This window comes from Microbulbifer sp. THAF38 (assembly GCF_009363535.1).
Taxonomy (GTDB): Bacteria; Pseudomonadota; Gammaproteobacteria; order Pseudomonadales; family Cellvibrionaceae; genus Microbulbifer.
In genome coordinates, this window is the sequence record NZ_CP045369.1 from 2,030,834 (window position 1) to 2,046,079 (window position 15,246).

At 53.7% G+C, this 15,246-nt stretch carries 15 protein-coding genes and 1 tRNA gene; 12 read left to right on the forward strand and 4 right to left on the reverse strand.

Annotation, left to right across the window (positions count from 1 at the left end):
* Nucleotides 1-206: 206 nt before the first annotated feature.
* Nucleotides 207-941, forward strand: a complete 735-nt coding sequence (locus FIU95_RS08690) for an SOS response-associated peptidase family protein (protein WP_152453339.1) — start codon at nt 207-209, stop codon at nt 939-941.
* A gap of 524 nt (nt 942-1,465) precedes the next feature.
* On the opposite strand, the gene FIU95_RS08695 is transcribed toward FIU95_RS08690, so the two are convergent.
* The 3 genes from FIU95_RS08695 to FIU95_RS08705 all read right to left on the reverse strand — a co-directional run bounded on the left by FIU95_RS08695 (nt 1,466) and on the right by FIU95_RS08705 (nt 5,442).
* A tRNA-Ser gene (locus FIU95_RS08695) sits at nt 1,466-1,553 on the reverse strand.
* Between the two features lie 167 nt (nt 1,554-1,720).
* Nucleotides 1,721-4,642, reverse strand: coding sequence for an Rne/Rng family ribonuclease (locus FIU95_RS08700; protein WP_152453341.1), 2,922 nt, complete (start codon nt 4,640-4,642; stop codon nt 1,721-1,723).
* 494 nt (nt 4,643-5,136) lie between these two features.
* Nucleotides 5,137-5,442, reverse strand: a complete 306-nt coding sequence (locus FIU95_RS08705; RefSeq protein WP_152453343.1) for a hypothetical protein — start codon at nt 5,440-5,442, stop codon at nt 5,137-5,139.
* Here FIU95_RS08705 and rluC point away from each other — a divergent pair.
* Complete coding sequence (rluC, locus tag FIU95_RS08710; protein ID WP_253868983.1) at nt 5,441-6,442, forward strand: 23S rRNA pseudouridine(955/2504/2580) synthase RluC; 1,002 nt, start codon at nt 5,441-5,443, stop codon at nt 6,440-6,442. The genes FIU95_RS08705 and rluC overlap by 2 nt on opposite strands.
* A gap of 11 nt (nt 6,443-6,453) precedes the next feature.
* Complete coding sequence (locus tag FIU95_RS08715) at nt 6,454-7,098, forward strand: HAD-IA family hydrolase (protein ID WP_152453347.1); 645 nt, start codon at nt 6,454-6,456, stop codon at nt 7,096-7,098.
* On the opposite strand, the gene FIU95_RS08720 is transcribed toward FIU95_RS08715, so the two are convergent.
* The gene (locus FIU95_RS08720; protein WP_152453349.1) at nt 7,088-7,699 is read right to left on the reverse strand and encodes a nucleoside triphosphate pyrophosphatase; all 612 of its coding nucleotides are present in this window, start codon (nt 7,697-7,699) and stop codon (nt 7,088-7,090) included. The genes FIU95_RS08715 and FIU95_RS08720 overlap by 11 nt on opposite strands.
* A gap of 107 nt (nt 7,700-7,806) precedes the next feature.
* Here FIU95_RS08720 and FIU95_RS08725 point away from each other — a divergent pair, with 107 nt between their 5' ends.
* The 9 genes from FIU95_RS08725 to mltG all read left to right on the forward strand — a co-directional run bounded on the left by FIU95_RS08725 (nt 7,807) and on the right by mltG (nt 15,241).
* Nucleotides 7,807-8,349, forward strand: coding sequence for a YceD family protein (locus FIU95_RS08725; protein WP_152453350.1), 543 nt, complete (start codon nt 7,807-7,809; stop codon nt 8,347-8,349).
* A 74-nt stretch (nt 8,350-8,423) separates the two neighbouring features.
* Entirely contained in the window at nt 8,424-8,618 is a 195-nt protein-coding gene (rpmF, locus tag FIU95_RS08730; protein ID WP_152453352.1) for a 50S ribosomal protein L32, read from the forward strand.
* A gap of 3 nt (nt 8,619-8,621) precedes the next feature.
* Nucleotides 8,622-9,668 (forward strand): phosphate acyltransferase PlsX, encoded by a 1,047-nt coding sequence (gene plsX / locus FIU95_RS08735; RefSeq protein ID WP_152453354.1) that lies wholly within the window; start codon nt 8,622-8,624, stop codon nt 9,666-9,668.
* Between the two features lie 52 nt (nt 9,669-9,720).
* Nucleotides 9,721-10,665, forward strand: a complete 945-nt coding sequence (fabD, locus tag FIU95_RS08740) for an ACP S-malonyltransferase (RefSeq protein ID WP_152453356.1) — start codon at nt 9,721-9,723, stop codon at nt 10,663-10,665.
* 47 nt (nt 10,666-10,712) lie between these two features.
* Nucleotides 10,713-11,468, forward strand: coding sequence for a 3-oxoacyl-ACP reductase FabG (gene fabG / locus FIU95_RS08745; RefSeq protein WP_253868985.1), 756 nt, complete (start codon nt 10,713-10,715; stop codon nt 11,466-11,468).
* Between the two features lie 222 nt (nt 11,469-11,690).
* On the forward strand, nt 11,691-11,927 hold the full coding sequence (acpP, locus tag FIU95_RS08750; protein ID WP_152453358.1) for an acyl carrier protein: 237 nt from the start codon (nt 11,691-11,693) through the stop codon (nt 11,925-11,927).
* Nucleotides 11,928-12,121: 194 nt separating this feature from the next.
* Entirely contained in the window at nt 12,122-13,363 is a 1,242-nt protein-coding gene (fabF, locus tag FIU95_RS08755) for a beta-ketoacyl-ACP synthase II (protein ID WP_152453360.1), read from the forward strand.
* A 46-nt stretch (nt 13,364-13,409) separates the two neighbouring features.
* Complete coding sequence (locus FIU95_RS08760; protein ID WP_152453362.1) at nt 13,410-14,180, forward strand: aminotransferase class IV; 771 nt, start codon at nt 13,410-13,412, stop codon at nt 14,178-14,180.
* Nucleotides 14,174-15,241 (forward strand): endolytic transglycosylase MltG, encoded by a 1,068-nt coding sequence (gene mltG / locus FIU95_RS08765; RefSeq protein ID WP_152453364.1) that lies wholly within the window; start codon nt 14,174-14,176, stop codon nt 15,239-15,241. Before FIU95_RS08760 ends, mltG begins: the two co-directional genes overlap by 7 nt.
* Nucleotides 15,242-15,246: the final 5 nt, after the last annotated feature.

Here is a 15,246-nt window from a genome sequence, read left to right on the forward strand (position 1 = left end):
CCATTTATGATTTATCTTTGTCAGGTTGTTTGGTGTGCCAATCATACGAACCTAAGCACATGCCAATATATTGGACGCAATGACTATTGCAATCGGGGTTAGGTTATATTCCTTCTTCCTTCAGATAACAAATATCCCATGTAGTGGCCAGCTAGCCCAATTGAGCCCCTTGAACATGGCTTCGCTACGATGAATGGAGAGCTCTTATGTGTTACTCCTTTACGGTTCCTAATGATAAATCCATGTCATTACTTCCCATTGAATACAAGAGAGATGCTCTTGCTTGGCAGCAGTTCCGCTTGGACCAGAAGTGGGAGGTTTCTGCTGGCAGGGCAGAGGCTCAGCAGGTTCTTGGTTTGAAGGGGCAGCCCCGGGCGAGCCAATTTCGCTTGGCAGGGGTGGGTGAGAGAGTATATCCACGGTATTTTACGCCGGGTATCACTAGTGATGGGGCGCAAAACTGGTTGCGTCCTTTGCGCTACTCCTTGCGGTCTGCAAATTCTACAGTGGATCTATCGACCCGCTATAGCCTCTATAACGCCCGGTTGGATAGATTGCTGGATGCAAAGACTTGGCGGCCTTTAATAGGGCGCCAGCATGGCATTTTACCTTTTTGCAGCTTCTTTGAGTGGGTGGAGCTCAAAGGGCGGAAGACACAGGTTCAATTTACTCCATTGGGTAAAGAAATCATGTGGGCACCCATCCTCTGGGATTACTGGGAATCTGTTGGAGGGGAGGTTGGCTACTACTCATGCACCTTAATTACTGATGAACCGGCACCTGAGGTTGCAGCGGCTGGCCACGATAGAAGCCCAATCTTTTTGGCTGCTGAATATGTACAGGTTTGGTTGGATGCGGAATCTTATACTGCCCCTGAATGGCAGAAATTTTTGAAAGGGCATCGCGAGCAGGTAGCGTATGGGGCCTTCGCTATTGCCTGAAAATTTAAGTGGTTACTTGTGGCTTTTCACTTCTCAGCAGACAAATACTTTGACGTTGCTCTTGGCCGCTATGGCCGCTTAACTTTATGCCTTGCTTGGCATAAAACGACTCAAGCATTGGTGCTGCTATAGCAAATACTGCTGTTCCTATCTCGCTGTTAGTGGTTCTTTTCTCAAGCTTAGTTGTGTTGTGAAAGTTGCTTTTAGTATTCCGCTGGCAGGATGAATTCTAGCTGCTGGGCTGAGAGCTCTTATTGCTCCTTAACTCCTTGCTGGGGACTGCGTTAGCGATAATGGCATTTGCCAATTATGCGGCAATCCTGAAAGGCAAAAAATAAGTTAAGCGGCACTTGAAAAAGGAAAGCGGGTGCTTGAGAGCTTGAGGGGCGTGATGGTGCAGGAATTAGTTTAGTTTCACTCGTTGGTTTGCAGGCTTTACCCTTCAACGAAGATGTGGGCTTGGGCCCTGAATTGCCAAACTCATAAACGAAAGAGCCCGGCATAAAGCCGGGCTCTTTTTTATATGGCGGTGGGGCAGGGATTCGAACCCTGGGACCTGTTACAGTCAACGGTTTTCAAGACCGCCGCTTTCGACCACTCAGCCACCCCACCAAATTGTGCTGCGCATTATACATAGCTTCGTGCTACATACAACCGTCTTTGTGAAATTTTTTAATAAGTTCAATAAGTTAGGTGAATTATTGATCAATCTAGGTGAATTCTTTAGGCATTAAAAAGCCCCCGGCAGCTTAGCTGCCGGGGGCTTTGATTGGCGCTGTTTAGCCAGCTTCTGCTGAGTTGTGGTCAGTATCAGTTTGTGTTTGCGCTACCCGGCGAGCCATGCGCGGATCGTTGGCTGGGCGTGCCAGGGCGCGTGGGCTGTGCTCAATGGCCGCTGGTTGAGCGGTATCCAGTGGTTGCTGTGAGCCCATCTCGCGGTGCTCGGTAACGATAGCCAGCTCAAGTAATGGTTTGGGGTTGATGCGCGGGTCATTGCCTGCGCGCCCCTGGGTTGCCGGAGCATTGATTTCCTCGGAAGCTATAGCTTCTTCGGCCATGATCTCTTCTCTGGCAATAGCATCACTTTGCTTTTCAGTTGCTTTTGCGGCCTCGCTGGCTTCCTGCAGGGCCGTCTCCTCAGCGTCCTGCTGCTCCACAATGGCTTCCGCGGTTTTAGCGCTTGCCGGTGTTTTGGTGCTAGTGGCTTCTTGAGAAGCCTTTGCGGTTGCCTGGGGGGCTTCCTTGGTTGCAGCAGGTGTTACCGCTTGCTGGGTCTCCGTTGCGGAAGTGGTCGGCTCCGCTTTTACTCTGGCCGCTGCAGTTGCTTCTGACGCAATGGGCGCTTGCGTAGGCGCTTTCTCTGCGGGCTTGGGTTTGGAAGCCTGAGTGGGTTCGGGTGTCTTCTGTTCACTGTGCTTGGCTTTGGGTCTTGGCACCTCGCTTGCAGAAGTGTTGCTGGAGCTAGAAGTGTCGCTGGAGCTTTTGGCCGTGGTATCCCGGGATTTTCTGGCTTCGCTCTCTGCTTCGTCAATGGCTTCATTGACTTCGCGATTCAGCTCTTCCTGACTTTGGGCTACGGCTGTGGCAGCAGTGTTTTCTGCACGACGGCCACGGCGTCGAGCTTGCGGGCGGCCGCGAACATTGCTGGGGCGGCGTGACGGACGCTGCTGATCAGTGCTCTCTTCTACTTGAGTAGCATTTTCATTGGTGTTGCTGTCGGAGATGTTGCCGCGGTTTTCGTCCTTGCGGCGGTTGTCCCCGCTGCGACGACGACGACGGCGACGCTGCCCCTCGCCACGATCCGCTCCGCTGTCGCGCTCATCGTACGGCTTTGCGGTCTGCTTGGGCTCGCGCTGGTCTTCGCTCTTGGCGTCTTCGCGGCGATCGTCTCTGCGGCGTGTCTGGCGCTCACCGCGGTTTCCTCGGTTGCCACCGCGCTGGTTGCGATTACGGTTGCGGTTGCGCTGGTAATCTTTGCCGCGGTTTTGCGACTTTTGATGCTTTTTGGGCTCTTCTTCTTTGCTGGTGAAAAGCTCCGCAATAGCACTAATCAGACGGCTAAACAGACCCGGCTCCGGTTTCTTTTCGGGAGTGGGTGCCGGTGCAGCGTGTGCGAGCGGCTGAACAGTCGGTTGAGCCAGTGGGCGCTTAGGCTGCTCTTCTTTCTTGGTGACGGTTTCCTCAACGCTTCCAGAAATTTTATAGGAGGTTTCGAGGGTAGAGGTATCGTCATCGCGCAGGCGCTGCACTTCAAAGTGGGGGGTTTCAATCTCCGAGTTGGGTACAACCACTACACGGGTATTGTTGCGCGCTTCAATCTGGGAAATAGCCTTGCGCTTCTCGTTGAGAAGGTAGGTGGCGACATTCACCGGAGTGATTGCGCGAATCTCTGCGCTGCGCTCTTTCTTGGCTTCTTCTTCCACCAGGCGCAGGATTGAGAGGGCCAGGGATTTGGTGCCGCGAATGGTACCTTGGCCGCTACAACGGGGGCAGACGCGGAAGGTGGTTTCGCCAAGAGATGGACGCAGGCGCTGACGGGACATTTCCAGCAGGCCGAAGCGGGAGATACGGCCAACCTGTACGCGTGCGCGGTCCATGCTGAGAGCTTTTTCCATGCGCTTCTCAACTTCGCGCTGGTTGGATTTGCTCTGCATGTCGATAAAGTCGATCACTACCAGGCCGCCCATGTCGCGCAGGCGCAGCTGGCGAGCGATCTCGTCGGCGGCTTCCAGGTTGATACTGCGCGCGGTCTCCTCGATGTCGCCGCCTTTGGTGGCACGGGAGGAGTTGATGTCGATAGAGACTAGCGCCTCGGTAACATCGATAACGATGGAGCCGCCGGAGGGAAGTTTCACTTCACGTTCAAAGGCGGTCTCGATCTGGCTTTCAATTTGGTAGCGGTTGAAGAGCGGAATACTATCTTCGTAGAACTTTACCTTATGGGCGTAGTGGGGCATGACCTGCTCGGCAAAGCCCTTTACTAGCTTGAAGGCATCTGCATCGTCGACAATGACTTCGCCAATATCATCGCGCATGTAATCGCGAATCGCCCGAATGATTACATTGCTTTCCTGGAAGAGGAATTCGGGTGCGCTATTCTTGTCCGCTGATTCTTTGATTAGGCTCCACAGCTGCAGGAGATAATTGAGATCCCATTGCAGTTCTTCGCCGCTGCGACCAACACCGGCGGTGCGCACGATAATGCCCATGCCGGAGGGGACGTCTACGCTTGCCAGGGCATCGCGTAGCTCGGATCGCTCGTCACCTTCAATACGGCGAGAGATACCACCGGCACGGGGGTTGTTTGGCATCAGTACCAGGTAGCGCCCGGCGAGGCTGATAAAGGTGGTCAGGGCTGCGCCTTTGTTACCGCGCTCTTCCTTATCGACCTGAACGACGACCTCCATTCCCTCTTTAACGACATCTTTAATCTTGATACGGCCTTCGATGTCCTTGGGCTGTTTGAGGAAGTATTCGCGGGAGATTTCTTTCAGGGGAAGGAAGCCGTGGCGCTCTTCGCCATAGTCGACAAATGCGGCTTCGAGCGAGGGTTCTACGCGGGTAATTTTACCTTTGTAGATGTTGGCTTTTTTCTGCTGGCGGGTGCGATTTTCAATATCCAAGTCATAGAGCCACTGGCCATCTACCAGGGCTACACGCAACTCCTCAGGCTGGGTTGCGTTGATCAGCATTCTCTTCATGCGTGTCGATTTCCTTGCTTTGCGCAAAGGTTTGACACCGCTAGTTGCAGGCTTGATTGTTGGCCGCCAAGAGGAGAGGACCTGGTGGCGGGGCAGAGAAATGAGAGAGGCTGTCTGTTCCGCAAATTCAGTCTACGCGGCTTTTCGAGACGAGCGTTCGCCCAATATTTTCACTGCAAAAACTCCGGATACACGCTGCTGTGGTGTTATCCGTTGGTACTTATTAGTACCTTTCTTCCTTTAGTACCTTATGTTTAGTACTGCCCTGTACCGGGGCCGTGGGTTTCCATGGCCGGATTGGGCGCCACCCTTCGGTCTGTTTCAAGCTGGGTGGCAAGGTTTGCGTCATTATTACTGGCTCTGCAGCTCGGCTTTTGGCCGGTACCTTTCTTCTATATTTTGTTGACCAGGTCATTGGAAGCAGTTTTAGCCTGGTTGCCAGTTCGGTCGCTGGCATTATCTGCAGAGCGGGACGCAAATTTTGAGTCGTCCTTTCAAGCGCTGCGGGTCGCGGCCCGTCTTACCTTCGCGATTGTTACCCACTTAACTGTGGGCTGTTGTGCCGGTGAGGCCCCCTTGAGATTCTCGTTTTGGGAAGCACTCATCAGCTCAGTTTTTATCAATAACGCGGGTATGCCCGCGCACTGGCCGAACAGCGGTATTTTCTCTGAAGCCATGGCTATCTCTTCATGTGGGAAGCCGCCAATGGCCGAAAACCAGCCGAATTCAGGCCGGCCGAATATAGCACGGGCAGGGAGGTGCTTCAATTGTCCCCTAAGCGGCGCTATGATGCGCGTCATGCGAAGTACACCTCCCCTTAAAACGAAAACGGCTGCGGCCGACACTCCCTCTGATACCTGGAATCCCTCTGGTGGCGTGCAGCTTTTAACTGTGCCGGAAGAGCTGGCTGGTCAGAGGATTGATAATTTCCTGCAGGCACGCCTAAAAGGTGTGCCCCGTTCACGTGTCTACCGAATCCTGCGTAAGGGCGAGGTAAGAGTAAATAAAGGACGGGTCAAGGCGGAATACAAGCTGGCAGCGGGCGATGTGGTGCGTGTGCCGCCAATTCGTGCCGCAGAGCAGGCTCCTGCCCCCCTTGCGGGAGAGCAGCTGCGCCAGTTGGTGCGAGATTCCATTCTTTATGATGAAAATGGCCTGCTTGTGATCAATAAGCCCGCGGGGCTTGCCGTTCACGGTGGCAGTGGAGTCCGGCTTGGATTGATTGAGGTGCTCAGGCAGATGTATCCGCAGAGCCCATTTATTGAACTGGTGCATCGCCTCGATCGGGATACGAGCGGTGCAATTATGGTGGCCCGCAAGCGCAACGTTTTGCAGCATGTGCAGTCGGAGCTGAGAGGTGGCCGAATAGGGAAGTCTTATTTGGCGCTGGCAGTGGGTAAGTGGCCCCGGGGCAGAAAGGTTGTTGAGGCTCCTCTGCGCAAGAATACCCTCAAGAGTGGCGAGCGGATGGTTTCGGTGCACCAGGATGGCAAAACATCCGAGACGCGCTTCCAGGTGCTGGAGCGCTTCAAGGCGGCAACACTGCTGGCCGCAGAGCCGGTAACCGGTCGCACCCACCAGATTCGCGTGCATGCTCAGTTTGTCGGTTGCCCCTTGGCGGGCGATAGCAAATACACCAGTGACGAGGATAACCGCGCTTTTCGCGAGCGTGGGCTAAAGCGCCTTTTCCTGCATTCTGCTTCTGTGCGCTGTACCCTGCCAGATGGTACCGCTGTGAGTGTCGAAGCGCCCCTGCCCACTGAAATGCAGGCGTTATTGAAGAAGTTGCGGGAAGAGTAGGGCGGTAAGCGATGCTGGTGATCCTCGATTGGGATGGCACTGTTTGTAATTCTGAGGCGCGGATTGTGGCCTGTATGCTGCGTGCAGCTGAGCGGGTTGGCTTGCCTGCGCTTACCCCTGATGCGGTGAGTAATATTATTGGGTTGGGTTTGCCGGAGGCGGCAGCCACCCTTTTTCCAGAGGCTCCCGATGGGGATCGACAAGCGCTGAGGCAATTCTATTCGGAGGAGTGGATGGCTGCGCGGGTGGAGCCTGTGCCCTTATTTGAGGGAGTGTTGGATACTCTGGATGAATTGCTCTCTCGGGGGCACCAGTTGGCGGTTGCTACAGGAAAAAGTCGTCGCGGTCTCAACCGGGAGTTTGAGGAGCATGGTCTGGGGCATTTGTTTGTGGCGAGCCGCTGCGCGGATGAAACTGCCTCCAAGCCCGATCCGCGCATGCTCAGTGAGCTACTGGTCGAAATCAGATGCGGGGTTGGTGAGGCGGTGATGGTCGGCGACACTACTTATGATTTGGCGATGGCGGCGGCGATAGGTATGTCTTCAATCGGCGTTAGTTACGGGGCTCACTGCCCGACTCGCCTGCAGGAGTATCGTCCCCAGGCGATTATCGACGAATTTGCAGGCTTACTGGATTGGGCTCCTCTCACTCCTTAGGCGTTGATTCGGGAGCTGGTTGTAGAGGGTCTATGCCAAATTCACCGAGTAGATCTACCAAGCGGATAAGGGGAAGGCCCACAAGGGTGTTGATGTCTGTGCCGTCGAGTTTTTCAAATAAGGCGATACCGAGGCCCTCAACTTTAAAAGATCCGGCACAATCGTAGGGCTCTTCTAGCTCCACATATCTTTCAATCTGCGCCAGGCTGAGCGGGCGGAAATACACCGTGAAAGTTTCCACAGTGCTTGCTTGGCGGCCGCTTTCGCTGTCTAAGAGTGACAGGCCGGTGTGAAATATGACTTTGTTGCCAGAGCAGGCTTGTAGCTGGGCAATGGCTTTGGTGCGGTTGCCGGGCTTGCCTAGAATCCCGCCTTCATATTCTGCTACCTGGTCTGAGCCGATGATTAGGGCTTTGGGGTGATCTTTTACCAAGGCCTGGGCTTTTTCCTGTGCGAGTCGCAGGGCTAGCGCGCCTGCACCTTCCCCTGGCCTGGCTTCTTCATTTATATGAGGTGCCGCGTGGCGAAAGGGCAGGTTGAGCTGTTGTAGTAACGCTCTTCGATAGGGGGAGCTGGAGGCTAGTATCAGTGGAGAGGCCATTATTTGGGCAGTTCCATGGTTGTTTGGTCAATGTTTGTGACCGAGCGATACTGCAGTGACTGAATTGTTTTGACAAGGGTAGGGTGAGTCCATAGAATTGCGCGCTTATGTCGATAGCCCCCTCTAAATCAGTATTGCCAAAGAGCGTTGACGCTCGAAAATTGGTGCAGCGCGAACAGTATCTGGAAGGTATTTTGCCTCTGGAATCACTGGGGCGCCTCCGTGAGGCTGTAGAGTCTGTGGAAGGGGAGGTTGTGGCTGATATTCAGTTTGGTCGCGACCTGCAAAATCACCTCACTGTTAGTGGCAAGGTGTCGTGCACGGTGGATTTACTATGCCAACGTTGCCTACACCCCGTGCGCGAGCAGCTCGAAGCGCAATTTTGCTGGGGTATCGTTTGGTCTGAAGAGCAGGGCAAGGCCCTCCCCAAAGACCTGGATCCGGTTATTCAGGATAGCGATGAGCTAAACCTACACCAGATCCTGGAAGATGAAATTTTGCTTAATCTGCCGATGGTGGCTTATCACGATGCGGAATGTGTCTCTAAGGACAGTTTCCATGTCGGTGAGAAGGAGTCTGAAGCGGGTGAGCAACGGGAAAACCCCTTTAAAGTGCTGGAGCAGTTGAAGGGTTCTTCGGGGAAATCCTAGATTTTTCCGGGGAGTTTGGGCTCGCCGGTAGGCGCCCCGGTTCCAGCGAAATTTGTTTATTTTAGGAGCTAGCAATGGCTGTTCAACAAAACAAGAAGACTCGTTCCCGTCGCGGTATGCGTCGTTCACACGACGCTCTGGGCGCCGGTGCAACTCTCTCCGTAGACCCCACTACCGGTGAAAAACACCGTCGTCACCACGTGACCAAAGACGGTTTTTACCGTGGTCGCAAGGTGCTCGAAATCGGCGGCGGCTCCGAAGAAGAGTAAGCTTTGTCCAGCCAATTGCGATTGGCCGTGGATGCAATGGGCGGGGACTTAGGTCCCCGCTCTGTCGTTCCGGCCTGTATTAGATTTCTTCATAACTTCCCCGAAGCGCAGCTAAAACTCTTTGGCCCGCGCGCGCAATTAGAGGCTCTGTTCCTCGAGCAGCGTTACTCCCAAATCCCTGATCGCCTTGAAATTGTCCCCTGTGAGCAGGTTGTTACCCAGGAGTGCAACCCTTTGCAGGCCGTTCGTCATAAGCGCGACTCTACTATGGCTAAGGCTTTGAAGGCGGTGGCAGAGGGGAGTGCTCAGGCGATGGTGACTTCAGGAAATACCGGCGCCCTATTGGCTCTGAGTCGCAGCGTTCTAGGTAATATTGAGGGCGTTCGCAAACCAGCGCTGGGCAAGTCCGTACCCTCAGGGCACGGTTCCTGCTACCTTTTGGATCTCGGCGCCAATGTGGGGTGTAGTGCTGAAGACTTGTTGCAGTTTGCGCGTATGGGAATAGAGGCCCAGCATCTGCATACCGGTATCCCTCGCGAGGATATCGAAGTGGCCCTGCTGAATATCGGTGCAGAAGCGCACAAGGGAACCGCAGAGATACGCAGGGCTGCCGAGCTTTTCGAGGCAGACCCGGGAGTCAACTATGTCGGCTTTGTGGAAGGACATGACATCTTTACCGGCGCTGTCGATGTGGTTGTGTGTGATGGCCTGATGGGAAATGTGGCCATGAAATCCGCTGAGGGCGTAATAAGACTTATGGGTCAAAAAGCGTTCACCATCGAGAAAAAGGGGTGTTTCAAGCGTTTTTTTGGCCAATTAGCCATAAAGCTGTTGCGAAAATGGCGCACACAGGTAGAGCCTGCCCGCTATAATGGCGCCAGCTTTGTAGGGGTGAAGGGCAACGTGATTAAAAGCCACGGAGGTGCCAGCAGCGAAGCTTTTTACCGGGCTATGGTGACGGCAAAAGAATGTGCCGATGCCAATTTAGCCGCCAGAGTTGGCGCTGCCCTGGTGCAAGCTGGTGAGCGAAACTCAAAGGAAATGGGGTAGATGGTTCGCCCCGCTCCTACTGAAATTTGCCAAATAGGTTTAAGGATATCTTATGACCAATGCCGCGCTTGCATTCGTCTTTCCTGGGCAGGGATCTCAAAAGATCGGTATGCTCTCCGAGATTGCTCAGGAAGCCCCAGAAATCCAGTCCACCTTTGCTGAGGCTTCGGAGGTTCTTGGATACGACCTTTGGGATCTCTGTCAAAATGGTGAGCAGGAAGCGATCAATCTAACCCAGCGCACCCAACCCCTTCTTCTGACCTCCAGTGTTGCTCTCTATCGTCTCTGGCGTGCCCGTGGTGGTGCTGTGCCTGCGCGCATGGCGGGGCACAGTCTGGGAGAGTGGTCTGCATTAGTATGCTCTGGTGTTTTGGCTTTTAAGGATGCTGTCCACCTGGTCCGTGAGCGCGGCCGCCTGATGCAGGAAGCTGTACCCGTAGGCACTGGAGCTATGGCCGCAGTGATTGGCCTCGACGATGCGGTTGTGGAAGAGGCCTGTGCTGAAGCCGCTCAAGGGGGGGTAGTTGCCGCGGTGAACTACAACTCACCGGGGCAGATTGTTATTGCCGGCAGTAGTGCTGCGGTTGAAAGGGCCATAGATGCCTGTAAATCAGCCGGCGCCAAGCGTGCAATGCCTTTGCCGGTGAGTGCACCCTTTCATACTGAATTAATGCGTCCAGCAGCTGAAAAGCTCGCTCCTCAAATTGAGGCGGCGGAGTTCAGCGCACCGCAAATCCCTGTTGTGCACAATGTGCATGCCGAAGCCGAATCTGATCCGGCGAAGATCAAAGCTTTAATGATTGAGCAAATCTATAGCCCTGTGCGCTGGACGGCCTGTGCCCAAAAGCTTGTGAGCGATGGCGCTACACAATGGGTTGAATGTGGTCCGGGCAAGGTGCTGGCTGGTTTGGTCAAGCGCATCAATCGCAGTGCTACTTGTCACGGTATAGATACTCCTGCCAGCTTTAATGAGGCGCTGAGAGCTACAGCTGCCTGATATTGCTCAGGCACGATTGGCAATGGTCGAATAAGGATAATGCAAGTATGAGCCTAAAGATTTCCCTTGAAGGTAAGGTGGCCCTGGTCACTGGCGCCAGTCGCGGTATTGGTGCGGCAATTGCGGATATGCTGGGTAGCCAGGGCGCAACGGTGATAGGTACTGCTACCAGTGATAGCGGTGCAGAGAAAATCAGTGCGCGTTTTGCCGAGAAAGGCTTTAGTGGGGCTGGTATGGTGCTTGATGTGACGAGTGCCGAAAGCATCGCCGGGCTACATGAGGCCGTGAAAAATGATTTTGCGGCGCCTGCCATCCTGGTCAATAACGCGGGCATCACTAAAGACAACTTGCTTATGCGCATGAAGGATGATGAGTGGGACTCTGTGATTGAGACAAACTTGTCCGCAGTTTACCGCATGACGAAAGCGTGTCTTCGGGATATGACCCGAGCTCGCTGGGGGCGCATCATTAATATCAGTTCTGTCGTGGGTAGCATGGGCAATGCCGGTCAGAGCAATTACGCAGCCACCAAGGCTGGAGTAGCCGGTTTTGCGCGCTCTCTGGCTGCAGAGATCGGCTCCCGCGGTATCACTGTCAATACCGTTGCCCCGGGTTTTATCGATACCGATATGACCAAAGTGCTGCCCGAAGCCCAGCGCGAGGCACTGCTTGAAAAGATTCCCCTGGGGCGCCTGGGGCAGCCTGAAGAGATCGCTTCTGTTGTGGCATTTCTGGCAAGTGATGCCGGAGCCTATGTCACAGGGGAGACGATACATGTCAATGGCGGCATGTATATGACTTGAGATACGCTAAAAATATCAAAATAACTTGTTGATTTTTATAAGATTTGTGTATTTGCTAATGGTGCCGCAGAGCCGTGCATTACAACCCTAAAAACTTGGGGTACAATGGCCTCTGAATTATCCAAAAGCTGTGTGAGCCGGTCGTTATCGCCGTTAATTGGATTGGCGAAATAACAATAGCGACTAAAACAGATTTTTACCCACTAGGAGTTAAATTGAATCATGAGCAGCATTGAAGAGCGCGTTAAAAAGATCGTTGCTGAACAACTGGGCGTGAAGGAAGAAGACGTTAAGCCTGAAGCCTCTTTTGTTGAAGATCTGGGCGCGGACTCACTCGACACAGTTGAGTTGGTAATGGCTTTGGAAGAGGAATTCGAAACCGAAATCCCCGATGAAGAAGCTGAGAAAATCACAACTGTTCAGCTGGCAATTGATTACATCAAGGACAACCTTGGTTAATTCCTGCTGGGTGGTTTAGGCGCGAACAGTTTTATTACTGTGCGTAGCCAAGCGTTTCTGAGAGCCGTTCTATGTTACATAGCGCGGCTCTCTTTTTATTTGCACTATGGAATTGTGACTACTGTTCGAGTGTTGTTTCATTCACAAGCTATTGAAGGAAGAACAGTGACAGTAAGAGTTTCGGGGGGACCGCAGTGTCGCACAGAAGAGTTGTTGTAACCGGAATGGGCGCAGTAAGCCCGCTAGGTAACACCGTAGGGGAGACTTGGTCTGGCATTCTGAAAGGTGTCAGTGGGGCAGCTCCAATAGAAACGTTCGATGTTTCGGCGTTCTCGACCCGCTTCGCCGCTACGGTAAAAGATTTCGATCCCACGCCCTACATGCCTGCAAAAGATGCACGCAAGATGGACACCTTCCTGCAGTATGGCTTGGTCGCGGGTATTCAGGCGATGGAAGATAGTGGCCTGGAAGTGAGCGAAGGCAGTGCACCACGTATGGGGACCTGTATCGGTTCCGGTATGGGGGGCATCATGGCTATTGAAGACAATGCCCTGTTAATCGCGGAGAAGGGCCCCCGACGGGTATCACCATTTTTTGTGCCGGGTGCCATCATCAACATGGTAGCTGGTAACCTATCGATTAAATATGGCCTTCGAGGGCCAAACCTTGCCGTCACAACGGCCTGCACTACTGGTACCCATGCCTTGGGGTTGGGAATGCGGACCATCCAATATGGCGATGCAGATGTTATGGTGTGTGGCGGGGCCGAAATGGTCACCACACCTGTCGGGCTCGGCGGCTTCTGTGCGGCCAGGGCGCTTTCCACACGCAATGATGATCCCAAGACGGCCAGTCGCCCATGGGATAAAGACCGGGATGGTTTCGTATTGGGAGAGGGCGCTGCGGTGCTCGTCCTGGAAGAATATGAGCATGCAAAAGCCCGCGGTGCGACTATTTACGCCGAGCTTGCGGGCTTTGGTATGAGTGGCGACGCCCACCATATGACCTCGCCCCCAGAAGATGGTGCCGGAGCCGCACTTTCAATGCAGAACGCACTGAAAGACGCGGGTATGGGGGCTACCGAAATCCAATATATTAACGCCCATGGCACTTCTACCCCGTTAGGGGATACGGCTGAAATCCAGGCGGTACGCAATGTTTTTGCCGGCTCTGCAGAAAAGCTGGCTGTAAGCTCCACCAAGTCTATGACGGGGCACCTTTTAGGCGCAGCTGGTGCTATTGAGGCGGTTTTCTCCGTTCTTGCGTTGCGTGACCAGATGGCGCCACCAACAATCAATTTAAATAATGCCGATGAGGCTTGCGAAGGTATTAACCTGGTTCCTCAAGAGGCTCAGCCGATGGCTATCGATTCGGTACTTTCTAACTCATTTGGGTTCGGCGGTACCAATGGTTCACTGATTTTCAAGCGGATCTGACCTATCTGCCCGCCTTTGGGCGGGCAACTCTCATTCCGAGGACTGCATGTCCAAATTACCGCAGCTTTTCCTTCGAGGCCATCCTGTGCAGAGCCTGCCAGAAGATGAGCTCTATAAAGACGGAATCCTCGAAACTATGCGTTGTCACAACGGGAAGATTCCTCTGTGGCCATTGCATAGAGAGCGCCTTGCACGAGCCTTGGGTTTGGGCGAGTCGCTACTTGCTGATATTGATCAATGCGTCCCTCTGCTGGCAGCACAGCGGGGTCACAAAATGGCGATCGCTCGGTTACGGGTGGGCCTTATTGATGGCCAGTGGTGCTGGGACCTTTCCTTTTTGCCACTGCAGCCGACAGAGGAGGCAGAACTTGGGGTTCACCTTTTCCCCTGTAAGACTCATCTGCCGGTTTCACAAAGATGGAACTCTGGCTGCAAATTTTTGAGTCGCAGTCGATATAATAGGGCGAAGTCTGAGCTCCCTGAGGGCGACTACCTCGATGGCCTGATGCTCGACACTGAAGGCAGGGTTATCGAGAGCTTGCGCTGTAATTTACTGGCGCGCTTCGGCGATGGCTGGATAACACCTAACCTAGAGCGGTGTGGTGTCCGGGGTGTCATGCGAGACTGGCTGTCAAGCAGGATTCAATGGCAGGAGCGAGATATGGATATTCGGGACCTGTGCGGTGCTGAGGAAATAGCTTTGTGTAACAGCGTGCGCGGGGTATTACCTGTTGTCGAGATTGTCGGTCATAAGCGTTGGAAAATAGGGTCTGGCGTACGTGGGTTACAGCAATTGATTATGGAAACATTGTGGTAAAAAAGAAGAAGCAGACAAGCTCCCCGGTTAAATTCTGGAAGGTCCTGTTTGGAGGTTTCCTTCTCTCAGGCCTATTGGTACTGGCATCTCTTTGGATGTTACAGGTGGCTCTCGCTACACCGCTACCGGTGGGAGAAAAGGGCCTTCAGTTTCAGGTGAATAAAGGCAGCAGTCTATCTGGCACTTTGCGTAAGCTGAAAGGTGATGGGGTAATCAACTGGCCGAGATTGGTGCTTGCCTATGCTTACTGGGAGGGCAAAACAGATATCCACTCCGGTGAGTATTTGATCCCCCATGGAAGTACAGCAATGGATTTGATCGCCCGGCTAAACCGAGGGGATGTCACTGTTTACCGGCTGACTCTGGTTGAGGGTTGGACCTTCCAGCAGGCCCTGCACAAGATTCGCTCGGGGCAAAGGGTTGTTAGATCCAAGGCAGGTAGCAGTGTCAGTGCAGCTGCCCGGGCCCTCGGCTTGGAAGAGGGTGCAGAGGAAGGCTGGATTTTCCCAGATACCTATGTATACCGCTCTGGAACTACGGATATTGAGCTTTTGCGCGAGGCTTACGAACGTATGCAGCGTGTATTGGATGAGGAGTGGCAGGCAAAAGGAGAGGGGCTTCCTTATGCGTCCCCCTATGAAGCCTTGATCATGGCCTCGCTGATTGAAAAGGAAACCGGTCAGCCTTCGGAGCGCAGTGAAATCGCAGGGGTGTTTGTACGTCGCTTGAATAAAGGCATGCGCCTGCAGACAGATCCCACTGTCATTTATGGGTTGGGAGAAGATTACGATGGTAATCTCACTCGAGCACACCTTCGGGCGCCAACCCCGTATAATACCTATGTAATCAATGGGCTGCCCCCCACACCAATTGCACTGCCAGGGCGTGCGGCTATCCGTGCTGCACTCAACCCAAAACCTGGTAAAAGCCTTTATTTTGTAGGCAAGGGGGATGGCTCCCATCATTTCTCAGCCACTCTGACAGAGCACAACCGTGCGGTGCGGGAGTATCAGCTGAAGAGGCGAGCGGATTATCGCTCCAGCCCGGTTAAAGGAAATTAGAGATA